Origin of the sequence: Raineyella fluvialis (assembly GCF_009646095.1) — a bacterium.
GTDB lineage: Bacteria > Actinomycetota > Actinomycetes > Propionibacteriales > Propionibacteriaceae > Raineyella > Raineyella fluvialis.
The window spans coordinates 639976-661994 of sequence record NZ_CP045725.1 but is presented as its reverse complement, the minus strand read 5'-3'; the positions used below and the strand labels follow the sequence as shown (position 1 = coordinate 661994).

General features: G+C 70.9%; 19 protein-coding genes and 1 pseudogene. 14 read left to right on the top strand and 6 right to left on the bottom strand.

All coding sequences use genetic code 11. The annotated features are described in order from the left end of the window. Nucleotides 1-60: 60 nt before the first annotated feature. The 4 genes from Rai3103_RS03005 (at nt 61) to Rai3103_RS02990 (ending at nt 5041) form a co-directional block, all read left to right on the top strand. The gene (locus tag Rai3103_RS03005) at nt 61-1851 is read left to right on the top strand and encodes an amino acid permease (protein WP_153571338.1); all 1791 of its coding nucleotides are present in this window, start codon (nt 61-63) and stop codon (nt 1849-1851) included. 191 nt (nt 1852-2042) lie between these two features. Continuing rightward, a complete protein-coding gene (locus tag Rai3103_RS03000) occupies nt 2043-2645 on the top strand; it encodes a hypothetical protein (protein ID WP_153571337.1) in 603 nt (200 codons plus the stop codon). A gap of 56 nt (nt 2646-2701) precedes the next feature. Further along, nucleotides 2702-3289: a class F sortase gene (locus tag Rai3103_RS02995; protein ID WP_153571336.1), complete on the top strand. Its 588-nt coding sequence runs from the start codon at nt 2702-2704 to the stop codon at nt 3287-3289. A gap of 48 nt (nt 3290-3337) precedes the next feature. Then, on the top strand, nt 3338-5041 hold the full coding sequence (locus Rai3103_RS02990) for a glycerol-3-phosphate dehydrogenase/oxidase (protein WP_338420053.1): 1704 nt from the start codon (nt 3338-3340) through the stop codon (nt 5039-5041). 7 nt (nt 5042-5048) lie between these two features. Here Rai3103_RS02990 and Rai3103_RS02985 read toward each other — a convergent pair whose 3' ends face one another. The 3 genes from Rai3103_RS02985 to Rai3103_RS02975 are packed head-to-tail and all read right to left on the bottom strand — an operon-like array spanning nt 5049 to nt 7381. Next, complete coding sequence (locus tag Rai3103_RS02985; protein ID WP_153571335.1) at nt 5049-5303, bottom strand: PLD nuclease N-terminal domain-containing protein; 255 nt, start codon at nt 5301-5303, stop codon at nt 5049-5051. Nucleotides 5304-5339: 36 nt separating this feature from the next. Continuing rightward, complete coding sequence (locus tag Rai3103_RS02980; RefSeq protein WP_153571334.1) at nt 5340-6224, bottom strand: 1,4-dihydroxy-2-naphthoate polyprenyltransferase; 885 nt, start codon at nt 6222-6224, stop codon at nt 5340-5342. Further along, a complete protein-coding gene (locus tag Rai3103_RS02975) occupies nt 6221-7381 on the bottom strand; it encodes an AMP-binding protein (protein ID WP_228489120.1) in 1161 nt (386 codons plus the stop codon). Before Rai3103_RS02975 ends, Rai3103_RS02980 begins: the two co-directional genes overlap by 4 nt. 40 nt (nt 7382-7421) lie before the next feature. Between Rai3103_RS02975 and Rai3103_RS02970 the strand changes: the two genes are divergently transcribed. Both Rai3103_RS02970 and menD read left to right on the top strand, forming a co-directional pair. Beyond that, the gene (locus tag Rai3103_RS02970) at nt 7422-8375 is read left to right on the top strand and encodes an o-succinylbenzoate synthase (protein ID WP_153571332.1); all 954 of its coding nucleotides are present in this window, start codon (nt 7422-7424) and stop codon (nt 8373-8375) included. 52 nt (nt 8376-8427) lie between these two features. Further along, complete coding sequence (menD, locus tag Rai3103_RS02965; RefSeq protein ID WP_153571331.1) at nt 8428-10077, top strand: 2-succinyl-5-enolpyruvyl-6-hydroxy-3-cyclohexene-1-carboxylic-acid synthase; 1650 nt, start codon at nt 8428-8430, stop codon at nt 10075-10077. Between the two features lie 9 nt (nt 10078-10086). Here menD and Rai3103_RS02960 read toward each other — a convergent pair whose 3' ends face one another. Beyond that, a complete protein-coding gene (locus tag Rai3103_RS02960; protein ID WP_153571330.1) occupies nt 10087-11832 on the bottom strand; it encodes a TM0106 family RecB-like putative nuclease in 1746 nt (581 codons plus the stop codon). A 12-nt stretch (nt 11833-11844) separates the two neighbouring features. Then, nucleotides 11845-12492, bottom strand: a complete 648-nt coding sequence (locus tag Rai3103_RS02955) for a demethylmenaquinone methyltransferase (RefSeq protein WP_239022421.1) — start codon at nt 12490-12492, stop codon at nt 11845-11847. Between the two features lie 230 nt (nt 12493-12722). Between Rai3103_RS02955 and Rai3103_RS02950 the strand changes: the two genes are divergently transcribed. Further along, entirely contained in the window at nt 12723-13763 is a 1041-nt protein-coding gene (locus tag Rai3103_RS02950) for an NADH:flavin oxidoreductase/NADH oxidase (protein ID WP_239022381.1), read from the top strand. A gap of 151 nt (nt 13764-13914) precedes the next feature. Here Rai3103_RS02950 and Rai3103_RS02945 read toward each other — a convergent pair whose 3' ends face one another. After that, nucleotides 13915-15240, bottom strand: coding sequence for an isochorismate synthase (locus Rai3103_RS02945; RefSeq protein WP_153571328.1), 1326 nt, complete (start codon nt 15238-15240; stop codon nt 13915-13917). A 282-nt stretch (nt 15241-15522) separates the two neighbouring features. Between Rai3103_RS02945 and Rai3103_RS02940 the strand changes: the two are divergent. From Rai3103_RS02940 to nuoF, 7 genes and pseudogenes are all read left to right on the top strand, one after another. Next, nucleotides 15523-16790, top strand: a pseudogene (locus tag Rai3103_RS02940) (NAD(P)/FAD-dependent oxidoreductase). A 78-nt stretch (nt 16791-16868) separates the two neighbouring features. Continuing rightward, nucleotides 16869-17231 (top strand): NADH-quinone oxidoreductase subunit A, encoded by a 363-nt coding sequence (locus Rai3103_RS02935; RefSeq protein ID WP_153571327.1) that lies wholly within the window; start codon nt 16869-16871, stop codon nt 17229-17231. Between the two features lie 45 nt (nt 17232-17276). After that, nucleotides 17277-17831: a NuoB/complex I 20 kDa subunit family protein gene (locus tag Rai3103_RS02930; protein ID WP_153571326.1), complete on the top strand. Its 555-nt coding sequence runs from the start codon at nt 17277-17279 to the stop codon at nt 17829-17831. Continuing rightward, complete coding sequence (locus Rai3103_RS02925; RefSeq protein ID WP_153571325.1) at nt 17828-18535, top strand: NADH-quinone oxidoreductase subunit C; 708 nt, start codon at nt 17828-17830, stop codon at nt 18533-18535. Before Rai3103_RS02930 ends, Rai3103_RS02925 begins: the two co-directional genes overlap by 4 nt. Then, the gene (locus Rai3103_RS02920; protein WP_153571324.1) at nt 18532-19920 is read left to right on the top strand and encodes an NADH-quinone oxidoreductase subunit D; all 1389 of its coding nucleotides are present in this window, start codon (nt 18532-18534) and stop codon (nt 19918-19920) included. Before Rai3103_RS02925 ends, Rai3103_RS02920 begins: the two co-directional genes overlap by 4 nt. Beyond that, nucleotides 19917-20660 carry an NADH-quinone oxidoreductase subunit NuoE gene (gene nuoE, locus Rai3103_RS02915; protein ID WP_153571323.1) on the top strand — a complete coding sequence of 248 codons (744 nt, stop codon included), beginning with the start codon at nt 19917-19919 and terminating at the stop codon, nt 20658-20660. The genes Rai3103_RS02920 and nuoE overlap by 4 nt, the downstream gene beginning before the upstream one ends. Then, on the top strand, nt 20657-21988 hold the full coding sequence (nuoF, locus tag Rai3103_RS02910; RefSeq protein ID WP_153571322.1) for an NADH-quinone oxidoreductase subunit NuoF: 1332 nt from the start codon (nt 20657-20659) through the stop codon (nt 21986-21988). The genes nuoE and nuoF overlap by 4 nt, the downstream gene beginning before the upstream one ends. Nucleotides 21989-22019 lie beyond the last annotated feature (31 nt).

Below are 22019 nucleotides of genomic sequence, written 5' to 3'. Positions count from 1 at the left end.
CGTTCCGCCCATCCGGAGTGCGTAGTAGTGACGTCCGGTGCCCAGAACGAGGTGAGGTCAATGAGTCTTTTCGTGAAGAAGACCATCGGTGAGGTCCAGGAGGACCTGGAGGATCCCGAGCGCAGCCTCCGGCGGGTGCTCTCCGCCTGGGACATCGCCGTGATGGGCATCGCCGTCGCCGTCGGCGCCGGCATCTTCTCGGTCGGCGCCCAGGCGGCGGCCAAGTACGCCGGTCCGTCGGTGATCGTCTCGTTCATCATCGCCGCGGTGGTGTGTGGACTCGCGGTGATGAACTACGCGGAGTTCGCCTCGACGATCCCCGTGTCGGGATCCGCCTACACGTTTTCGTACGTGTCGCTGGGGGAGCTGATCGCCTGGATCATCGGCTGGGACCTGATCCTGGAGATGATGATGGCCGCCTCGGTCATCTCCAAGTACTGGGGCATCTACCTGAGCAACGTCTTCCAGTTCCTGCACGTCGACCTGCCGACGGACATCCCGCTGCCCGGCGGCCTGGCCTTCTCCTGGCCTCCCGTGCTGATCGTCGCCCTGTTCACCGTGCTCCTCGTGCTCGGGACCAAGCTCACGTCCCGGGTCAACGGCGTCCTGACGGTGATCAAGATCGCCATCACGCTGTTCATCATCGTCGCGGGCTCGTTCTACGTGAAGCTGTCCAACCTCACGCCCTTCGTGCCGCCGTCCCAGCCGTCGGGCTCCGACGCGACCGGCGTGATGACCCAGAGCCTCTTCGCGTTCCTGTCCGGCGCCGAGCCCACGCGCTACGGGGCGTTCGGTCTGCTGAGCGCGGCGGCCCTGGTCTTCTTCGCCTTCATCGGCTTCGATGTCGTCGCCACCACCGCCGAGGAGGCCAAGAACCCGCAGCGGACCCTGCCGCGCGGCATCTTTGGCGGCCTCGCGCTCGTCACCGTGCTCTACGTGGCGGTCACCTTCGTGGTCACCGGCATGGTGAGCTACAAGCAGCTCGCGGCGGAGAAGTCCCCCTCGCTGGCCACGGCGTTCCGGCTGGTCGGTGCCAACTGGGTCGGCACGATCATCACGATCGGCATCCTGATCGGCCTGACGACTGTCATCATGGTGCTGTTGCTCGGCCTGGCCCGGGTGGTCTTCGCGATGAGCCGCGACGGTCTGCTGCCCCGGGGTCTCTCGCACACCTCGCGCCGCGGCACCCCGGCACGGCTGCAGATCATCTCCGGCGTGATCGTCGCCGTCATCGCCGGTCTGGCGAACGTCGACCAGCTGGCCGAGATGATCAACATCGGCACCCTGTCGGCCTTCGTTCTGGTCAGCTTCGCGATCCCGGTGCTCCGGCGCCGTCACCCCGACCTGCCGCGAGGTTTCACGGTGCCGTGGTCCCCGACGTTGCCGATCATCTCCGGCGTGCTGTGCCTGTGGCTGATGGCCAACCTGGCGGTCGAGACCTGGCTGCGGTTCGTCGTGTGGCTGCTGCTCGGCCTCACCCTGTACTTCGCCTACAGCTACCGCAACTCGCGGGCTCGCCAGGACCAGGCCCTGCAGGCTGAGGGCGACGGTTCCGCCGGGCCCTGGGGCCTCGCAGCCGCTGTCCTCGTCGGGGTGGCAGCCCTGGCCATCGCCGTCGTCACCGTCATGCGGCTCGCCGGCCCCGGCGGCCTCGCAGGCCTGTCGGGTGGTCTGGCCTGGATCCTGATCCTCGCGCCGGTGCCGGGCATCGTCGCGGGTCACGTCGCCCTGACCCGCACCGGATCGGCCGGCGCGGGCACGCGTACGGTCCTCACGACGCTGGCGACCGGCTACGGAGCGGCGGCGGTGGCTGTCGTCTTCGGAATCGTGCACGTCCTGGCGGTGCTCTGAGGGCTAGCCCTCCCTCGGCTCACTCGGGGAACGTACGTCCGATTGTTGCTGAATCGTGATGCGCCAACCGTCAATCTTCGGTTGAGGGTTGGCGTGTCGCCGAGCCTTCAGGTGCTCCTGGGGCAGGCTGTGGAGTGGATCTTCGATCCGGCGTTCCCTTCCCCACAGTCCGTTCTTCAAAGGAGACGAACATGACTGACGCCGCTTTCCGCTCCCGTTCCCTCCGTACGCTCGCCGTGGCCGGTGTCCTCGGTCTGGTCGCCTCCCCGATCGCCGCACCCGCCGCGTTCGCGGCGCCCAACAAGGGCGACATCAAGGTCTCCGAGCCCAATGGTGTGGGCAAGGACAATGAGGCCCACATCGAGGGCTGCAACTTCGACGTGATCGCCGAGAACTTCCCCGCCGGCACGTTTGTCACCTCGTTCACGGCCCAGCCCCCCACCGGCGATGCGAAGCTCGGCATTTCCGGGGACACTGACGTGGTCGTCACGGAGGGCACCGTTCGCAACCACTACACGCTCGAGTCCGTGACCGGGACACCCCAGCCCAACCAGGGTTGGCATGTCAAGGTCAACGTAGCCGCGCAGGACGGCAAGGTCGTGGACTTCAAGGTCTTCTGGCTGGAGTGCCAGCCGAAGCCGCCGACCACGCCGTCGGCCACCCCCTCGGTCCCCGGCAAGGTCAACTCCGGCCTGGAGGCTGACACCACCGGCGGCGCCGTCGCCCTGGGTCTGGGTGGTCTGGCCGTCGTGGGACTGGGCGCGCTGGGTCTGCGCCGGCGCTCCGGGCGCTGACGAGGCGGCGCCGCGAGGGAGGGCCCGTGCGTACGCGCCGCAACCGTGGACCGCTCGTGCCCACGTGGCTCATCCTCGCGGTGACGCTCGTCGCGTTGGTCGGCGGGCCGTCCGGCGTCGTCTGGGCCGCCTATCTGGGCACCCGGACCCCACCGGTGCCCGCCGTCCAAGCGTCCGACCCCACCACGCTGACCATCGACTCACTCGGGCTGCGAGGGGTCGGCGTACTGCCGATGGCACTCAAGCACGGTGCCCTCAACCCACCCGACAATCCGCGGCTGGTCGGCTGGTGGAACCAGTCCGCTGACGCGGGCGCCGCGACCGGTACGACCCTGCTGACCGCCCACAAGGTGCACAGCGGGTCCGCGGTGTTCGAGCACCTGGTGGAGCTCAAACCGGGTGCCACGGTCGTCGTCGGCGGCGCGTCCGGATCGTACGCGTACGTGGTGCAGGACGTCCGCGTCCTCACCAAGGACCGGATGGCCGCCGAGGCCGGGCGACTGTTCAGCCAGGACGGGCCCCACCGCCTGCTCCTCGTCACCTGCGAGGACTGGGACGGCAAGGAGTTCGCCTCGAACTCGGTGGTGACCGCCGTCCCCGCCCCAGTGGTGCCACCCAGCACCCCCGGATCGTCACGTCGCTGACTCCCGTGTCCCGAACGCCCGCAGGGCGCTTCGGGCATAGTGGTGCCCGTGAAGGAGTCGATGCTCACCGCACAGTCCCGCGCACGCGCCCTCGAGGAGATGAGTGATGGGGCGGGTCTCGACCTGCTGGTCATCGGTGGGGGCGTCACCGGCGCGGGCATCGCCGTCGATGCCGTCACCCGGGGGCTGCGGACCGGCATCGTCGAGATGCAGGACTGGGCGGCGGGCACGTCGTCCCGGTCGTCGAGGCTCGTCCACGGCGGACTGCGCTACCTCTACCAGCTCGACCTGCACCTGGTCTCGGAGGCGCTGGCCGAGCGGGGACTGCTGATGGAGACCATCGCTCCGCACCTCGTCCACGCCCAGCCGTTCCTCTGGCCGCTGCGCATCCCGCTGATCGAGCGGGGCTACAGTGCGCTCGGTGTCGGCCTCTACGACCTGATCGCCCGCTTCCGGGGCGGCCACGTGCCGATCCAGCGACACTACGACAAGGCGGGGGCGCTCGGCCTCTTCCCCGATATCCGACCCAGCCGGCTGACCGGGGCGATCCGGTTCTACGATGCCCGGGTCGACGACGCCCGGTTGGTCATCGACCTCGTCCGCACGGCCGTGTCGTACGGTGCCTTCGCGGCCTCTCGGACCCGCGTGGTGGGCCTCGTCCGGCACCACGGGGTCGTCACAGGGGCCGTGCTGCATGACCTGGAGGCGGATCGGGAGATCACCGTACGGGCCCGCCACGTCGTCAACGCGACGGGAGTGTGGACCGAGCAGACGCAGGCACTCGCCGCCCCGACGCCCAAGGGGCTCAAGGTGCTGGCGTCCAAGGGCGTCCACATCGTCGTGCCGAAGGAGCGGATCCGCGGCCGGACCGGCCTGTTCCTGCGCACCGAGAAGTCGGTCCTATTCATCATCCCGTGGCCCGACTACTGGGTGATCGGCACCACCGACACCGCCTGGTCCGAACAGCGCGAGCACCCCGTCGCCACCGCCGCCGACATCGACTACATCCTCGACCACGCCAACGCCGTCCTGCGCTCCCGGCTGACACGGGACGACATCCTCGCCTCCTACGCCGGCCTGCGGCCCCTGCTGCAGCCCCTCGCCGTCGCCGGTGACTCCGCCAAGGTGTCCCGGGAACACACCGTCGCCCGGGTCGCGCCGGGGATGTCGGCGATCGCCGGGGGCAAGCTGACGACGTACCGCACGATGGCCGAGGATGCCGTCGACTTCGCTCTCGGCGCCGAACGCGCCAAGGCGCAGCCCTCGATCACCCGGCGGATCCAGCTCGTCGGGGCCGTCGGCTACGAGGCGACCCGGGCCCAGGCGGGCCCCGTGGCCGGGCGGATGGGCTGGGACCGGCACCGCACCGAACACCTGCTCTACCGCTACGGCTCCGAACTACCGGTGATCGCCGAGATGGTCCGTACCGACCCGGATCTCGGGCGACCGCTCGCCGCGGCGCCGACGTACCTGCGGGCGGAGGTCGCCTTCGCCGTCACGCACGAGGGCGCCCTGCACCTGGAGGACGTGCTGCGGCAGCGGGTCCGGCTGGCGTACGAGCAGCCCGACGGCGGCTGTGCCGCCCTGGACGAGGTCGGCGCCATCGTCGCCCCGCTTCTCGGCTGGGACGACGCCATCCTGGAGCGGGAGAAGGAGGCCTACCGCCGTCAGGTGGAGGCGCAGCGTGCGGCGGCCGAGGCCCCGGACGACGCCACGGCCTCAGCGCTGATGGAGTCCGTCCGGACGGCCTGAGGGACCCTCACAGCCGACGGAGGAACTCGGGATCGTTGTCCGGTGCCTGGTCGCGGGGGTCGCCGCCACCACCGCCGCCCCCGAAGCTGCCCCGGCCGAAGACCAGCCAGGCCACCGGGCCGACGAAGGGAAGCACGACGATCGCCACGAACCACATCCACTTCGGCATGAGGTTCACCCTCACGGGCTCGGTCTGGGCCAAGTCGGTGATGCAGTAGATCGCCAGCATGATGGCGATCAGGATGGGCAGGTAGCGCATCATGCGGGAATTGTAGGCAGCGGGGACGACAGGGGAAGATCAGGCCGGGATCGACAGGCCGATCAGCAGGCCGAGGGCGGCGAGAAGTTCGGCGATACCGGTCAGTTTCAGCACCCGGACCAGCGCCAGCCCGCTCGCCCCGGACAGCAGCGACCGGGTGGGGGCCGCGAGCGGCAGCACGAAGGCCAGTCCCAGCAGGGACCACCAGCGCCCGGAAGCCGCGGACACGGCGACGACGGCAACGCCCGCCAGCGCGAGCAGCGCCACGAAGAACACGCGGCTGCCCCGGTCGCCGAGGCGCGTCTCCAGGGTGCGTTTGCCGCTGACGACGTCGGTGTCGATGTCGCGCAGGTTGTTCGTCACGAGGATGGCGCAGGCCAGCGCCCCGATCGCGACAGCCGCGAAGAGGCTCGCCAAGGTCACCGCAGACAGCTGCACGTACGTCGTTCCGCAGACGGCGACCAGCCCGAAGAAGACGAAGACGAAGACCTCGCCCAGGCCGAGGTAGCCATAGGGGTGCTTGCCGCCGGTGTAGTACCAGGCGGCCAGCACACACGCCACGCCGACGAGCAGCAGCCACCACTGCTGGGTGAGGATGACCAGCGCGAGGCCCGCCAGCCCGGCCACGCCGAAGCTGAGGAACGCCGCCCGCTTGACCGTCGCCGCCGGTGCCGCTCCGGAACCGACCAGCCGTTGCGGGCCGACGCGCTCGGCGGAGTCCGTGCCCCGGATGCCGTCGGAATAGTCGTTGGCGTAGTTGACACCCACCTGGAGGGCCAGCGACACGACGAGGGCGAGGACGGCGTTCACCGGGCGGAAGGATCCCGCGGCGAGCGCGGCCCCGGTCCCGGCCAACACCGGACTGAACGCGGCCGGCAGTGTCCGCAGCCGGGCCCCCTCGACCCAATCGCCCACCGTGGTCACGCCAGCTCCTTGTCCGTCGACTCCCAGGCCGCCAGGAGGGCCCGACGGTCGATCTTGCCACTGCTGGTCGTCGGCAGCACATCGAGGCGGGACAGTCCGCGGGGCAGAGCGTGGTGTGCCAGCACAGGGGAGAGCGCGTCCCGCAGCTGCGCCAGCGAGGTCCGTACGGTGGTAACGACCACCACCCGGGTGCCCCAGACCGAGTCGGGCACGCCGAGGGCGACCGCGTCACTCGTGCCCAGGACCCGCCGGACCGCGACCTGCACCGCGGCGAGATCGACATTGAGCCCACCGGAGATCACGACGTCGTCGAGGCGGCCGAGCACCCGTACGGTCCCATCGGGGGCGACCTCGCCCCGGTCGCCGGTGAGCAGTGTCGGGCGTCCGTCGTCGACCCGCAGCACCTCCGCCGTCAGGTCGGGACGTCCGAGGTAGCCCGAGAAGAGCACCGGGCCGCAGATGGCGAGTCGTCCGTCGGCCTGCGCGCGGACGTCGACGCCGTCGAGAGGGCGGCCGTCGTACACGCACCCGCCGCTGGTCTCGCTCATCCCGTACGTGGTGACGAGCCGCAGCCCGGCCGCCCGCAGGTGCGCCAACAGGGCCGGGTCGACCGCGGCGCCGCCCAGGAGCAGCGCATCGAACCCGGCCAGGGCGGCGAGGGTGGCCGCGTCCTCGTGAAGACGGGCCAGCTGGGTGGGGACGACCGACAGGTAGTGCCGGGCGCCGGGACGGCTCGTCGCCGCCGCGATGCCCGCCAGGTGCGGCGAGACCAGGTGCAGCGCCTCGCCGGCGAGGAGGGCCCGGCAGACCACCATCGCGCCGGCGACGTAGTGCGCCCCGAGCGCCAGCGACCACTCGCCCGGGCCACCCAGCCGGGAATCGGTCGCGGCGGCGCCGGCCCGGATCGCGGCCGCGGACAGCATCACGCCCTTGGGGGTGCCGGTCGATCCCGACGTGGAAACAACCAGGGCGACGTCGTCCGGCACCGCGCCCGGCGTCTCGGCCGCCGCGAGCATCCGCCGCACCCCGGCCGCCTCGACGGGATCGGGCGGCAGCGGGGCCAGCACGTACGCCCCGTCCAGCGCGCCGGCGAACGCCGCCGTCAGTTCCTCCGCGGACAGTCCGGCCGTGGGCAGGAGTCGCAGTGGCGTGGGCACGGGCCCCAGCGTACGACGCCGGACGCCTAGGGTGAGACGCATGGAGACGTACGCCTGGTCGATCCCGCTGCGCACCCGGTTCCGGGGGATCGAGGTGCGGGAGGGGCTGCTCTGGCAGGGTCCCGCCGGCTGGGCGGAGTGGAGCCCGTTCCTCGACTACGGCGGCAGCGAGCTGGTGCCGTGGCTGCGCGCGGCCCGGGAGGCCGCCGAGCAGGACTGGCCGGCACCGGTGCGCGACCGGGTGCCGGTGAACGTCACCGTGCCGGTGGTCGAGCCGGAACAGGCCCACCGGATCGTCACCGGCTCCGGCTGCCGCACCGCCAAGGTCAAGGTGGCCGACCCGCGCTCCGCCATCGCCGACGACATCGCCCGCCTCGAGGCCGTCCGTGACGCCCTGGGGCCCGACGGCCGGCTCCGGATCGACGCGAACGGCGCCTGGGACGTCCCCACCGCCCGCCGCCACCTGCGGGAGCTCGCCCGGTTCGGCCTCGAGTACGCCGAACAGCCCTGCCCCAGCACCGAGGACCTCGCCGCCCTGCGTCGCCACCTGGCCCACGACGGCCTCGACGTGCCGATCGCTGCCGACGAGTCGATCCGGCGTTCCGGTGACCCCGAGCGGGTCGTCGCACTGGAGGCGGCCGACGTGGCGGTCCTCAAGGTGCAGCCCCTCGGCGGGGTGCGTGCCTGCCTCGAACTGGCCGAACGCCTCGGTCTGCCGGTCGTCGTGTCCAGCGCCCTGGAGACCTCCGTGGGGCTGGCCGCCGGTCTCGCCCTGGCCGCCGCATTGCCAGAACTGCCGTACGCCTGCGGCCTGAACACCTCCCGCCTGCTCACCGACGACGTGGTCGACGAGCCACTGGTGGCGCTCGACGGCTGGATGACGGTCCGCCGGCCCGCACCCTCCCCGGCCCGGCTGGCCGCTCTCGCCGCGGCCCCGGAGGTTTCCGCGCGCTGGGCCCGCAGGCTGGAGGAGACCGTTACCCTGAGCCGATGAGTCCTCGATCGTGCGCCACCGCGGCGCCGTACAGGTCCCCCAGGGAGGTCGCATGAACCCGTCCACCGTCCTCGCCCGCGCCGTCATCGGCCAGCTCGTCGCCAACGGTGTCGAGCATCTGGTCGTCGCCCCCGGCTCCCGCAACACCCCGCTGCTGCTCGCCGCGCACCGGGCGACGGTCGCCGGGCGGCTGCGCGTGCACGTGCGACACGACGAACGGGTGGCCGCCTTCACCGCCTACGGCATCGCCCGGGTCACCGGGCGCCCGGTGCCGGTGCTGACCACCTCCGGCACCGCGGTCGGCAACCTCCTCCCCGCGATGATGGAGGCCTCCCACACCGGGGTCCCGCTGATCGCGCTGTCGGCCGACCGGCCCAACGGCATGCTCGACTCCGGCGCCAACCAGACGACCCACCAGCTCGGGATCTTCGGGACGTTCGTGCGCGCTGAGGCCAACCTCGAGGCCGACTCCGGTGCCCGATCGGTCCGTCACCAGGTGGCCCGGGTGCTCGCCGCCGCGACCGGGATCCGCAACCGCCAACCCGGGCCCGGCCACCTCAATGTCCGCCTGGCCGAACCGCTGGTGCCCGAGGCAGCCGACGACGACCTCGACTGGCTCGATGTCGAGGCGCCGACCATCGCGCCGCTCGGCGCCGGGATGCTCACCGAACTGGACCCCGGACCGCGCACCGTCGTGCTGGTCGGCAGCGGAACGCAGGCCACCGGCGCCCGGGCCCGCCGCGGCGCCGAGGAGGCGGGCCTGCCGCTGCTCGCCGGCCCCGCCTCGAACGCCCGCACGGGCGAGGCTCTGGCCACCTACCGCCTGTTGCTCGAGACGCCGCTCGCCGAGCGGATCCAACGGGTCGTCGTGTACGGACGCCCCACCCTGTCTCGCCCGGTGATGCGGCTGCTCTCCCGCGCCGACGTCGAGGTCATCGTGGTCGCCGACGGTTCGGAGTGGAGCGACGTCGGCCTGCACGCCGCGGCGGTGACCGACGAGGTGCTGCTGCCCGCCGGGGATCCCGCCTGGCTGGGGCAGTGGCGCGAGGCCGACCGGCGCGTCGGGGCCGACCTGGCCGCGATGCTCGCCGCCGAGCCGGCCCTGACCGGCCCGGAGGTCGCCGCGGCCGTGGTCGCGTCGGTGCCCGCGGAGGACCTGCTGCTGCTCGGCAACTCCCAGCCGATGCGCGACGCCGACCTGGCTCCGACGGTGGAGGCGCCGGCGATGGTGCTCGGCAACCGCGGATTGTCCGGCATCGACGGGTTGGTGTCCACGGCGAGTGGGGCGGGGCTCGGCGCCGGACGCCCGGTGACCGCCCTGATCGGGGACGTCTCACTCGCCCACGACGCCGGAGGGCTGCTGATCGGACCGGGGGAGAACGCGCCCGACCTGCGGGTGGTGCTGGTCAACGACGACGGCGGGTCGATCTTCCACACCCTCGAACAGGGCGACCCCCGCTTCAACCACGGGCTCTACGAGGGGGCGTTCGAGCGACTCTTCGCGACCCCCCACGGGATCGACTTCCACGCCCTGGCCGCGGCGTACGGCTGGAGTCACCGGCGGATCACCGCACGCAAGGATCTGTCGGCCGCCCTGGCCGCGCCTGTCCGCGGCCGGGAACTCATCGAGGTGCCGCTCGACCGGGCCGACCGCCGCGACCTCGAGGACCGGCTCCGCGAGCTGGTGCGCTCCACGGACTGACCGGCCGCCTCAGTCCGTGGGGGCCGGGTCGGTGGCCAGCCAGTCGCGTAGTGCAGCGGTGGCCCGTACGTCGTCCTCGTTGTACTCCAGCACCCGGCTGCGCGACGCGTCCCGGTCGTCCTCGTCGTCGGCATGGACGGCCTCGTCGAACCACGCCTGGGAGTTGAGCCCGCCCGGGTCGTCATCACGCCAGCTGAACCCTGGCCCCTCGTGGGCCACCACCTTGAGCCCGAGCCCCTGGGTGCCGAACCAGTGCTCCCGCACGATGGTGAAGAGGTCGACGAAGTGGTCCTGGGCGAATTCGCGGGCCCGAGCCAGCGCGTCGTCGCCGCTGCGCTCGGCCAGCCGGCCCAGCCGGGTGACCTCATAGGCCGAGTAGTGGTAGACGAGGACCGTCCGCGGCCCCTCGGCCAGGCCCAGCAGCCAGGCCATCGCCTCGCTCGCCAGCCGGTCCTCGGCGTCGTCGTCGAGGTCGGTGAAGGAGCTGAAGTGGCGGTAGTAGCGCTCGCCGGTGGCCGTGTCGGTGACCAGGAACCCCCACAGGTAGACCCGGTCGTCCTCGGCGTTCTCGATGTCGAGGTCGATCTCGAGGTCGGCCCGCGGCACGGTGATCGGGCCGGTGGTGATCCGTTCCAGGGTCTTGCCGGCAGCCATCAGGCGCGCCCGGTGGGCCGCGAGGTCGAGCCGCCGCTCGGCCCCCGGTCGGTGCTGCACCTCGGGCAGGTAGTGGGGAAGCAGGGCGTCGAGATCGACCGCGGCCAGGTCGTCGATGGTGTTGATCCCCAGCCGGCGCAGCACCGAGATCTCACGGATGTCGAGGGGCGACTTGTCGATCTTCAGGCTCAGGTCATGGTCGTCGAGCTGGGGCCGGCAGGTCTCCCACCAGTCGCAGCGCGGGCACTCCTTGTTGACGATCGGAAGCACCAGGGGGTCGGGCGGATCCGGCTGGCCCTGGGCGAGGGCGACCTGGGCCACCCGCACCCGGAAGCCGTGCTCGTGGTCGTAGCGTTCCAGCACGCTGCGGCGGGCCCAGCCCTCGGGCGCGTGGCGGGAGAAGGTCCGGATCATCGGTTCGTCCAGGTCGACCCAGGTGATCCCCACGCCGTGTCCCGGCAGGTCGTCGGTGCCGATGATGCCCGCCAGCCGGCGTCCTGATGCCGCGAACCCGGCCGACTCGAGAAGGCGCCAGTAGTGCGCCACCTGCAGCAGGTCACCTTCGCGGCTGTTCACCCGGATGGCGCGCGAGTCGGCGGGCCACGACCGCAGCGGTGAGGGCGCCTCCAGCGCGGAGACCGGGACGGTGAACGTGTTGTCGCGCCCCGAGCGGCGCAGCTCCTGCACCTTGTGGGCCTTGATCGCCACCGGGTGGTAGCCGGGCCGACCGTCAGCGGTGTCAGCCCCCCGCACCCAGAGGTCCGCCCGGCCCACCCGGTGCCCGGCCAGGTCGAGCGGCAGGATCCCGTGGATGATCACGTCGGCACCGGCGAGCATGGCGGCGCGGCACTCGGCCTCCTGCTGATCCCACGGTGCCTGGACGCTGTCCCGCAGGTCCACCACCCGGGGGCCGCCGATGGCGCGGGCCCCGGCGAGGATGGCCGCGACGACCCGATCGGCGTGACTCGGCCCGGCGTCGAAGGTCTCCTCGACCGACGGGTCCACGGCTGCCGTCGCGGGCTTGACCCGGGGATCGAAGAGGTTGTGCGTCTTCACCGCGCAACTGCGCGCGGCGTACGCGTCGAGGACGAGTCCGGCCATGGGCGGGGTGGGTCAGGCCCAGGCGCGATGGACCGCGACGATGCCGCCGGTGAGGTTCTCCCACTGCACATCGCGCCAGCCCGCCTGGACGAAGAGTTCGGCCAGGTGCTCCTGGTCGGGCCACGCCTGGATCGACTCCGCCAAGTAGACGTACGCCGAGGGATTGGAGGAGACCGCGGTGGCGATCCGAGGCAGCGCCTCCATCAGGTACTCCTTGTAGACCGTGGCGAAGGCCGGCCAGGTCGGTGTGGAGAACTCGCAGATCACGATCCGGCCGCCCGGCTTGGTGATCCGGCGCAACTCGGCGAGCGCGCCGACGGTGTCCTCCATGTTGCGCAGCCCGTACGACGCCGTGACGGCGTCGAACGCGCCGTCCGCGTACGGCAGTGACAGCGCGTCACCCGCGATGAACGGCAGCTGCGGGTGGCGCTCCTTGCCCACCGCCAACATGCCGAGGGACAGGTCGGTGGGCACGACGGTCGCGCCCGACTCGGCGAACGACAGGCTCGAGGTGCCCGTGCCGGCGGCCAGGTCGAGGATGAGCTGACCGGGCCGGGGGTCCAGTGCCCGCTTCGTGGCCTCCCGCCACCACCTCACCTGCCCGAGGGAGAGCACGTCGTTGGCCAGGTCGTAGCGGCGGGCGACCCCGTCGAACATCATCGCCACGTCGTGGCGGCGCTTCGCCAGCGTGGCGCGGTAGTCGGTCTTCTCGTCTCCTCGGGGCACGGCCCCAATATGCCACGGACGGGAGGTGTCCGCGCTGCCCGCCCGAGTCCTCCGCGACGGCCGCCCCGTGGCTGCGGCCCGGGCTACCCTCATGCCATGTCTCAGCTCTTCACGCCCCTCACCCTGAGGGCACGACGTTCCCCAACCGGGTCTGGATGTCCCCCATGTGCATGTACTCGGCGGAACCGTCCGGGGCCTCGGCGGGTTGTCCGACGGACTTCCACCTCCAGCACCTGGCCTCCCGGGCCGGCGGTGGGGCGGGTCTGGTGATGGTGGAATCGACGGCGGTGCTGCCGGTGGGCCGCATCTCCCCGTGGGACCTGGGGCTGTGGAACGACGCGCAGGCCGACGCCTTCGCCCCCATCGTCGACCTGTGTCACCGGCTCGGTGCCGCGGTCGGTGTCCAGCTCAACCACGCGGGCCGCAAGGCCGGGACCTGGCAGCCGTGGGCCGGGGCCGGTAGCGTCCCCGCCCGCGACGGGGGATGGCTCCCGGTCGCCCCTAGCGCGCGCCCCTTCGACGACCAGCACGCGACGCCGCGGGCGATGACCGCCGCCGACGTGGTGTCGGTGGTCGAGGGGTTCCGCTCCGCCGCGCGCCGTGCCCTGGAGGCGGGCTTCGACGTGGTCGAGATCCACGGCGCCCACGGCTATCTGCTGCACCAGTTCTGCTCGCCCCTCACCAACCAGCGGACCGACGAATGGGGCGGCGACTTCGAGGGGCGGGTGCGGCTGCCGCTGGCCGTTGTCGACGCGGTACGTGAGGAGGTCGGCCCCGACGTCCCGGTCCTCTACCGGGTGTCGGCCACCGACTGGTTCAGCGAGAACGGGATCGAGGAGGAGAGCTGGACCGTCGAGCAGACCCAGCGCTTCGCGGCGCTGCTGGAGGAGCGCGGTGTCGACCTGATCGATGTCTCGACCGGTGGCCTCACCCCGAGGTCGCGGCCCACGCGCCTGGGCCCCGGGTATCAGGTGCACTTCGCCGAGGCCGTCAAGCAGGCCGTCGGCATCCCGGTCAGCACCGTCGGGATCATCGTCGACGCCGACCAGGCCGAGGAGGTGCTGGTCGAAGGTCGCGCCGACGCGGTGATGGTCGCCCGGGAGCTCCTCCGCGACCCGTACGCGCCGGCACGCTGGCAGGCCCACCTCGACGGGGCACCGACGCGGTTCCCGGTGCAGTACAGCCGGGCGCTGCCCTTCCGCTGACCTGCGCAGCGGGAGGTCGGTTGTCGAAAAAACGTGATAGGTCTGCCCTATGGAAGGGATGGCGGGTCGTCGCCTTCGTCGCCTCTTCCATAGGGCAGACCTATGACGAAATTATCGGTCACCGACCCTGCACCGACCCAGGGGGCGCCGCTCAGTCCCGTTGCTCCTCGAGGGCGTCCCGCATCGGGACCAGCTTCGCGTTCGACTCGCCCAGCTCGTTGGCCGGTTCGGAGTCCGCGACGATCCCGCAGCCGGCGAACAGCTGCATCGACCGCCCATCAGGCAGCAGCCTGCCGCAGCGCAGCGCGATGGCCCACTCACCGTTGCCGTGGGAGTCGATCCAGCCGACCGGGCCGGAGTAGCGACCCCGGTCCAGGCCCTCGATCTCGGCGATCGTGGCGCGGGCGACGTCGGTCGGGGTGCCGCAGACGGCGGCGCTGGGGTGCAGGGCCGCCGCCAGGGCGAGGGCGGTGGTCCCGGGGCGCACCGCGGCATTCACGTCGGTGGCCAGGTGCATGACGTTGGGCAGTTCGAGGACGTACGGCGTCTCGGGGACGTTCATGCTGGTGCAGTGCGGGGCCAGGGCCCGGGCCACGGACTCGACGGCCAGGGTGTGCTCGCCGAGGTTCTTCTCGGACTGGGAGAGCACCTCGGCGATCGCGCTGGACGACAGCGTGTCCTCCGCGCTGCGGCGGCCGGTCTCCCCGGTGGTGCGCCGCTTCGGACCCATCGCCCCGCGCCAGATGGTGCCCGCGAGCACGCGGGAGGTGACCAGGCCTTGGTCCACCCGGACCAACATCTCCGGCGTCGCCCCGACCATGTCGTCGACCCAGAACGTCCAGCAGCGGGGATAGCGGGGGGCGAGGCGGGCGACCAGCCAGCGGGGGTCGATCACGGAGCGGGTGCTGGCGACGACGTCGCGGGCGAGGACAACCTTCTGCAGTCGACCGTCGGCGATCCGACGCACCGCGGTCGCCACGGTCTCCTCCCAGTCCGGGCCGGACATCGCGCCGTCGGACCAGGCCACCGGCCCCGGCCCCACGGGGGACTGCGTCCGCGGGGGAAGGGCGGCCGAGGGCAGCGGCCGGTCGGCGAGGGCGATCCGGGTCATCCAGTGGTGACCGTCGCGACTGCCGAGGACGACCTCGGGGACCACCAACACCGACGTGCGATGCGTGTGGGTGGCGTCGAAGGCGAACGAGCCGAAGGCCAGCGGCCCCACGCCCGACGGGAGATCGTCAGCCCTCGACTCCTCGGGCATAGCAGCGACCACCGCTCGCCACCAGGCATCGGCCTGCGCCAGCGAGGCGACGTCGCAGCGGGCCGCGACGCCGAGCCCGATCACGCCGTCCTCCCGGTGGAACCACGCGCTGGCGCCGTGCGGCGGCAGGAAGTCCTGCAGTGGCCCCGGATCGTCGATCGTGGTGGTGATCGCGCGCAGACGGGGGACGGCGGGGAGCGAGGCGGGCAGCGTCACCCCGGCACTGTAGCCCGTCGGCGCCTACCCGCAGTGCTCGTCCGGAGACGCCCGCCAGCTGAGTCACGAAAGAATAACGCCACATCATCGTTGCGGTAATGAAACTCTCAACAGTGCTCCGACAAGGGGGGATGCCCAATAGTGGGGGTTAGCTCCAGCACGGAGAGAGTCGTAGACTCGGCATGTCGCAGGGCCAAAAGCTCCGCGCGAGCCGGATGGCCCGACCTCACAGGAGTGTGTCCATGTCCCCGCCAGCGAGGCAGCACCGAACGCCGCGGGGGACTGTCGGCTTCGCACGAGGCCGGTTCGTACGATGTCGTCGTCGTCGGCGCGGGACCCGGGGGTCCACGACCGCCGCCCACCTGGCCGCCCTCGGCCTGGACGTCGCGCTGCTGGAGAAGTCGACCTTCCCGCGCGACAAGATCTGCGGTGACGGCCTCACCCCCCGCGCGGTCAAGGAGATCGTGCGTCTCGGCATCGACACCTCCGAGGATGCCGGCTGGGTGCACAACAGGGGCCTGCGCGTCTACGGCGGGAACGGACGCCCGTTCACCATGGATTGGCCCGAGCTGGCCGACTTCCCTCACTACGGCATGACCCGGCGCCGCACTGAACTGGACGAGATCCTCGCCCGGCACGCGGTGGCCCGCGGTGCCCACCTGATCGAGGGTGCCCATGTCACCGACCCGGTCCTGCAGGCCGGGCGCATCGTCGGCGTACGCACCAAGGACGGCCGGACCTTCCGGGCCCCCGTCGTCGTCGCCGCCGACGGCACCTCCTCGCGCCTCGCGGTGGCGATGGGGATCCAGCGCGACGAGAAGCGGCCGATGGGTGTCGCCGTCCGCTCGTACGTCACCTCACCGCGTCACGACGAGGAGTACATGGAGTCGTGGCTCGAGCTGTGGGACGGCGAGCCCGGGGCCTCCAACCTGCTGCCCGGCTACGGCTGGGCCTTCCCGATGGGGGACGGCTCGGTCAACGTCGGGCTGGGCATGCTCAACACCTCGCCCGCGTTCGCGAAGACCGACTATCGCCGGATGATGCGGACCTGGCTGGAGAACACGCCCGAGGAGTGGGGGTTCCGGCCGGAGAACCTGCAGGTCCCGATCAAGGGCATGGCGCTGCCGATGGCCTTCAACCGCAAGCCGCACTACCGCGACGGGCTGCTGCTCGTCGGTGATGCCGGCGGCATGGTCAACCCGTTCAACGGCGAGGGGATCGACTCGGCGATGCAGGCCGGCCGGGTGGCCGCCGGGGTGATCGTCGACGCGAAGTCCCGTGGCTTCGGCACCTCCTCGGCCGAGCGCGCGCTGCAGGGTTACCCGCTGCTGATGAAGGACGAACTGGGCAAGTACTACCGTCTCGGCGCGGTCTTCGCCCAGCTGATCGGCCATCCGACGGTGATGCGGATCGCCGTGCACCACGGACTGCCACGTCGCACCCTGATGCGACTGGTGCACAAGTTGTTGGCCGGGCTCACCGACCAGCGCGACGGAGACGCCTTCGATCGCGTGATCAACACCCTCGTGACGATCGCCCCGTCGGTCTGAGTACATTCGGCCCGGGGCGACGACAGCGATGACAGAGAGGGCTGCGAGGATGGACACGGCACAGGAAAGGACCTGCCGATGAACATGTACCTTCCGTTGATCCTGATGCTGGTGATGGGCGCCGTGATGGCGACCGTCGCCCTGGTGTCAGCGATCATCGGGCCGTCCCGGTACAACCGGGTCAAGTCCGATTCGTACGAGTGTGGCATCGAGCCCACGCCCCAGCCCATCGGTGGTGGCCGGTTCCCGGTGAAGTACTACATCACCGCGATGCTCTTCATCATCTTCGACATCGAGGTGGTCTTCCTCTACCCGTGGGCCGTCTCCCTGAACAACCCGGGGCTGCGGTCCTTCGCCCTGGTGCAGATGCTCATCTTCATCGGCCTGGTGTTCCTGGCCTACGTCTACGAGTGGCGGCGCGGGGGCCTGGAGTGGGACTGACACAGACCACTCCGTCCGACCGTCGCCGAATTGTGAGGTGCTGATATGGGTCTCGAGGACAAGATCCCGCAGGGGATCCTGCTGACCACCGCCGAACAGCTGTTCGGCTGGGCGCGCAAGGCGTCCTTCTGGCCGGCCACCTTCGGCCTGGCCTGCTGCGCGATCGAGATGATGTCGTTCGGGGCCACCCCGCACGACGCCGGTCGGTGGGGCCAGGAGGTCTTCCGGGCCTCGCCGCGTCAGGCCGACCTGATGATCGTCGCGGGCCGGGTGAGTCAGAAGTTCGCTCCGGTCGTGCGTCAGATCTACGACCAGATGGCCGAGCCCAAGCGCGTTCTCTCGATGGGCGTCTGCGCCTCCTCCGGCGGCATGTTCAACAACTATGCGCTGGTGCAGGGTGTCGACCACATCGTCCCCGTCGACGTCTACGTCCCCGGCTGTCCGCCGCGGCCGGAGATGCTGATCGACGGCATCATGAAGCTGCGCACCATCGTCCAGAACGCACCGATCGGTGCCGACGAGCGTGACGCCGCGATCGCCCGCGAGGCCCGTCAGCTGGTCGCCTCGCCCCTCGCCGAGCAGAAGGGCTTGCTGCGATGAGTGAAGAGAACGTCCCCGCCCTCCCCGAGGACCGGCAGGGCCCCGGCGAGGCGCGTGAGGTCCTCGACGTCCGCCAGGGTCTGTTCCACGCGTCGACCACCTCCGACGTCTCCGGCTACAACGACATGACGTGGTACGTCGAGATGCCGCAGGGGAGCCGTCCGCCGTACGGCGGCTGGTACGACGATGCGGTCGAGCGGCTGCGTGCCGGGGTCGCTGACCCGGCGGCCGCGATCCGCAAGGTCCTCATCGACCGCGGCGAGATCACCCTGTTCATCGCGCGCGAGCACATCGCCGAGGTCGCCCGGGTGCTGCGCGACGACCCGATGCTGCGGTTCGAGTGGTGCTCCAGCGTGTCGGGCGTGCACTACCCGACGGACCGCGGCGCCGAACTGCACGCCGTCTACCACCTGCTGTCGATGACGCACAACCGGCGGATCCGGCTCGAGGTCAGCTGCCCCGACGCCGACCCGCACATCCCCTCGGTGGTGGCGACGTACCCGACGGCCGACTGGCACGAGCGGGAGACGTACGACTTCTTCGGGATCGTGTTCGACGGCCATCCCGCGCTCACCCGCATCGAGATGCCGGACGACTGGCCCGGCCACCCCCAGCGCAAGGACTACCCGCTGGGCGGCATCCCGATCGAGTTCCACGGCGCGACGAACTCCCCGGTCCACGAGCGGAGGGACTACAACTCATGAGCAGCACCGAATTCCACGACGAGGACATCCTCGACGACACGACCGCGGCCGGCGAGGACCCGTTCCGCCAGTCCGGTGACCCGGACGTCGACGCCGTCTACTACGCCGACGGCGGGGACTGGGAAGACATCGCGGAGGCCCAGGCCGAGCGGGGCGACGAGACCATCGTGGTCAACATGGGCCCCCAGCACCCGTCGACCCACGGCGTGCTGCGGCTGATCCTGGAGCTCGACGGCGAGACGGTGACCGACTGCCGGGTCGGTATCGGCTACCTCCACACCGGCATCGAGAAGTCCATGGAGTTCCGCACCTGGGCCCAGGGTGTCACCCTGTGCACCCGGATGGACTACCTGACGCCCTTCTACCAGGAGGTGTCGTACTGCCTCGGCGTCGAGCGGCTGCTCGGCATCGAGGACGCCATCCCGGAGAAGGCCACCGTGATGCGGGTCCTCCTGATGGAGATGAACCGCATCATCAACCACCTCGTCGCCATCGGCACGACCGGCAACGAGATGGGCGCCACCACGGTGATGACCGTCGCCTTCCGCGAGCGCGAGGTCATCTTCGACATGATCGAGATGATCACCGGCCTGCGGATGAACAACGGCTTCGTCCGGCCCGGTGGGGTCGCCAACGACCTGCCGGCGGGCGCGATCCCGAAGCTGCGGGAGATGTCGGCCTGGCTGCACGCGCACCTGCCCGAGGTCGGCCTGCTGTGTGACGACAACCCGATCTTCCGGGCCCGGCTCGACAACGGCATCGGTTTCCTCGACCTGTCGACCTGCATGGCTCTGGGGACCTCCGGACCGCCGCTGCGCGCCACCGGCCTCGACTGGGACCTGCGCAAGAAGCAGCCCTACTGCGGCTACGAGACGTACGACTTCGACGTCATCACCGACGACGGCTGCGACGCGTACGCCCGGTTCGTGGTCCGCCGTGACGAGATGTTCGAGTCGCTGAAGATCGTCGACCAGGCCATCGACCGGCTGGAGAAGCTGGACGGGCAGCCCGTCATGGTCGCCGACCCGAAGATCGCCTGGCCCTCGCAGCTCACCGTGGGGCCGGACGGCCAGGGCAACTCCAACGAGCACATCCGCCACATCATGGGGGAGTCGATGGAGTCGCTGATCCACCACTTCAAGCTGGTCACCGAAGGGTTCCGTGTCCCGCCGGGCCAGGTGTACATCCCGGTGGAGAGCCCGAAGGGCGAGCTGGGCGCGCACGTCGTCTCCGACGGCGGCACCCGGCCGTACCGCGCGCACTTCCGCGACCCCAGCTTCGTCAACCTGCAAGCTTTCCCGGTCCTGGCGAAGGGCGCCATGCTCTCCGACGTCTCCGTCGCCGGCGCCAGCCTGGACCCCGTGATGGGAGGAGTCGACCGATGAGCGGTTTCCGGAGCCATTTCGACCACACCGGTGGTGTCGACTTCGACACCACCGCGGAGACCTTGATCGGTGCTGACACCATCGCGGAGATGGAGGAGCTGGCGTCCCGCTACCCGCAGAAGCGCTCCGCGCTGCTGCCGATGTTGCACCTGGTGCAGAGCGTGGAGGGGCGCATCACCCCGGCGGCGATCGAGGCCTGCGCGCAGGTCACCGGTCTCACCCCGGCCGAGGTGAACGGCGTCGCCACCTTCTACACGATGTACAAGCGCAAGCCGATGGGCAAGCACCACATCGGTGTCTGCACCACCTCGCTGTGCGCCATCCTCGGCGGTGACGAGATCGCCGCCGCCCTGCACGACCACCTCGGCATCGGCAACGACGAGACGACCGAGGACGGCATGATCAGCCTCGAGCACGTGGAGTGCAACGCGGCCTGTGACTACGGGCCGGTGGTGATGGTCAACTGGGAGTTCTTCGACACGATGACGCCCCGCAAGGCCGTCGAGCTGGTCGAGAAGCTGCGTCACGACGAGGTGGTGGTCTCTCCCCGTGGCGCCACCATCACCTCGTGGCGCGAGGCCGAGCGCGTCCTCGCCGGGTTCCCCGACGGGCGGGCGGACGAGGGTCCGGCCGCCGGACCGCAGTCCCTGCTCGGGCTGAAGATCGCCGAGCGCAATGGCTGGCAGGCCCCCGACCCGGCGGACCTGCCGGGCGTGGCAGCCGAGGAGGAGGGCAAGTGACCGACATGCTGACCCCGGTCCTCAGCGCCAACTGGGGCGATGAGCGGGCCTGGAAGCTCACCAACTACGAGCGCACCGGTGGCTACTCCGCGCTGCGGACGGCCCTGGAGCAGGCGCCGGCCGACATCGCCGGCCAGGTCAAGGCCTCCAACCTGCGCGGCCGTGGCGGCGCGGGCTTCCCCGCGGGTGTGAAGTGGAGCTTCCTGCCCAAGGACAACCCCAACCCGGTCTACCTGGTCGTCAACTGCGACGAGTCCGAGCCGGGCACCTGCAAGGACATCCCGCTGGTGATGGCCTCCCCGCACACGCTGCTGGAGGGCATCATCATCAGCTCGTACGCGGTGGGTTGCCACCACGCGTTCGTCTACATCCGTGGTGAGGTGCTGCACGTCATCCGCCGGATGCAGCAGGCGGTCCGCGAGGCCTATTCCGCGGGCTACCTCGGCAAGGGCATCCTCGGCACCGACTTCGACCTCGAGGTCACCGTGCACGCCGGTGCCGGTGCCTACATCTGCGGCGAGGAGACGGCCCTGCTCGACTCCCTCGAGGGGCGGCGCGGCCAGCCGCGCCTGAAGCCGCCGTTCCCGGCGGTCGCAGGCCTCTACGCCTCCCCGACGGTGATCAACAACGTCGAGACGATCGCCACGGTGCCGTCCATCGTGTCGAAGGGCGTCGACTGGTTCACCTCGATGGGTCCGGAGAGCTCGCGCGGTTTCACCCTGTACTCGCTGTCCGGCCATGTGGCCAACCCTGGTCAGTTCGAGGCCCCGATGGGCATCACGCTGCGCCAGCTGCTCGACCTCGCCGGCGGGATCCGGCACGGGCACGAGCTGAAGTTCTGGACCCCCGGCGGCTCCTCGCTCGGCGTCCTGACCGCCGAACACCTCGACGTGCCGCTCGACTACGACGGCCCGGCGAAGGCCGGCGCCGGCCTGGGCACCAAGGCCCTGCAGTGCTTCGACGAGACCACCTCGGCGGTCCGCGCCTGCGCCCGCTACGTCGAGTTCTACAAGCACGAGTCCTGCGGCAAGTGCACCCCGTGCCGTGAGGGTTCGTGGTGGCTCGTCCAGATCCTCGCGCGGCTCGAGGCCGGCAAGGGCGAGGAGGGCGACGTCGAGAAGCTGCTGGACCTCGCCGACAACATCGCCGGCCGGTCCTTCTGTGCCCTGGCCGACGGCACCGCCACGATCGTGAAGTCGATGATCCATCACTTCCGATCCGAGTTCGAGGCGGGCCTGCACACCCCCGCCTGGGAGCTGTTCCCGTACGAGAAGACGACCGCCTGGTACCGCCCGGGCGTCGCTGCCGAGAGCGGAGCCACCGCATGAGTGAGACGACGAAGGAAGCCGAGAAGCTCGC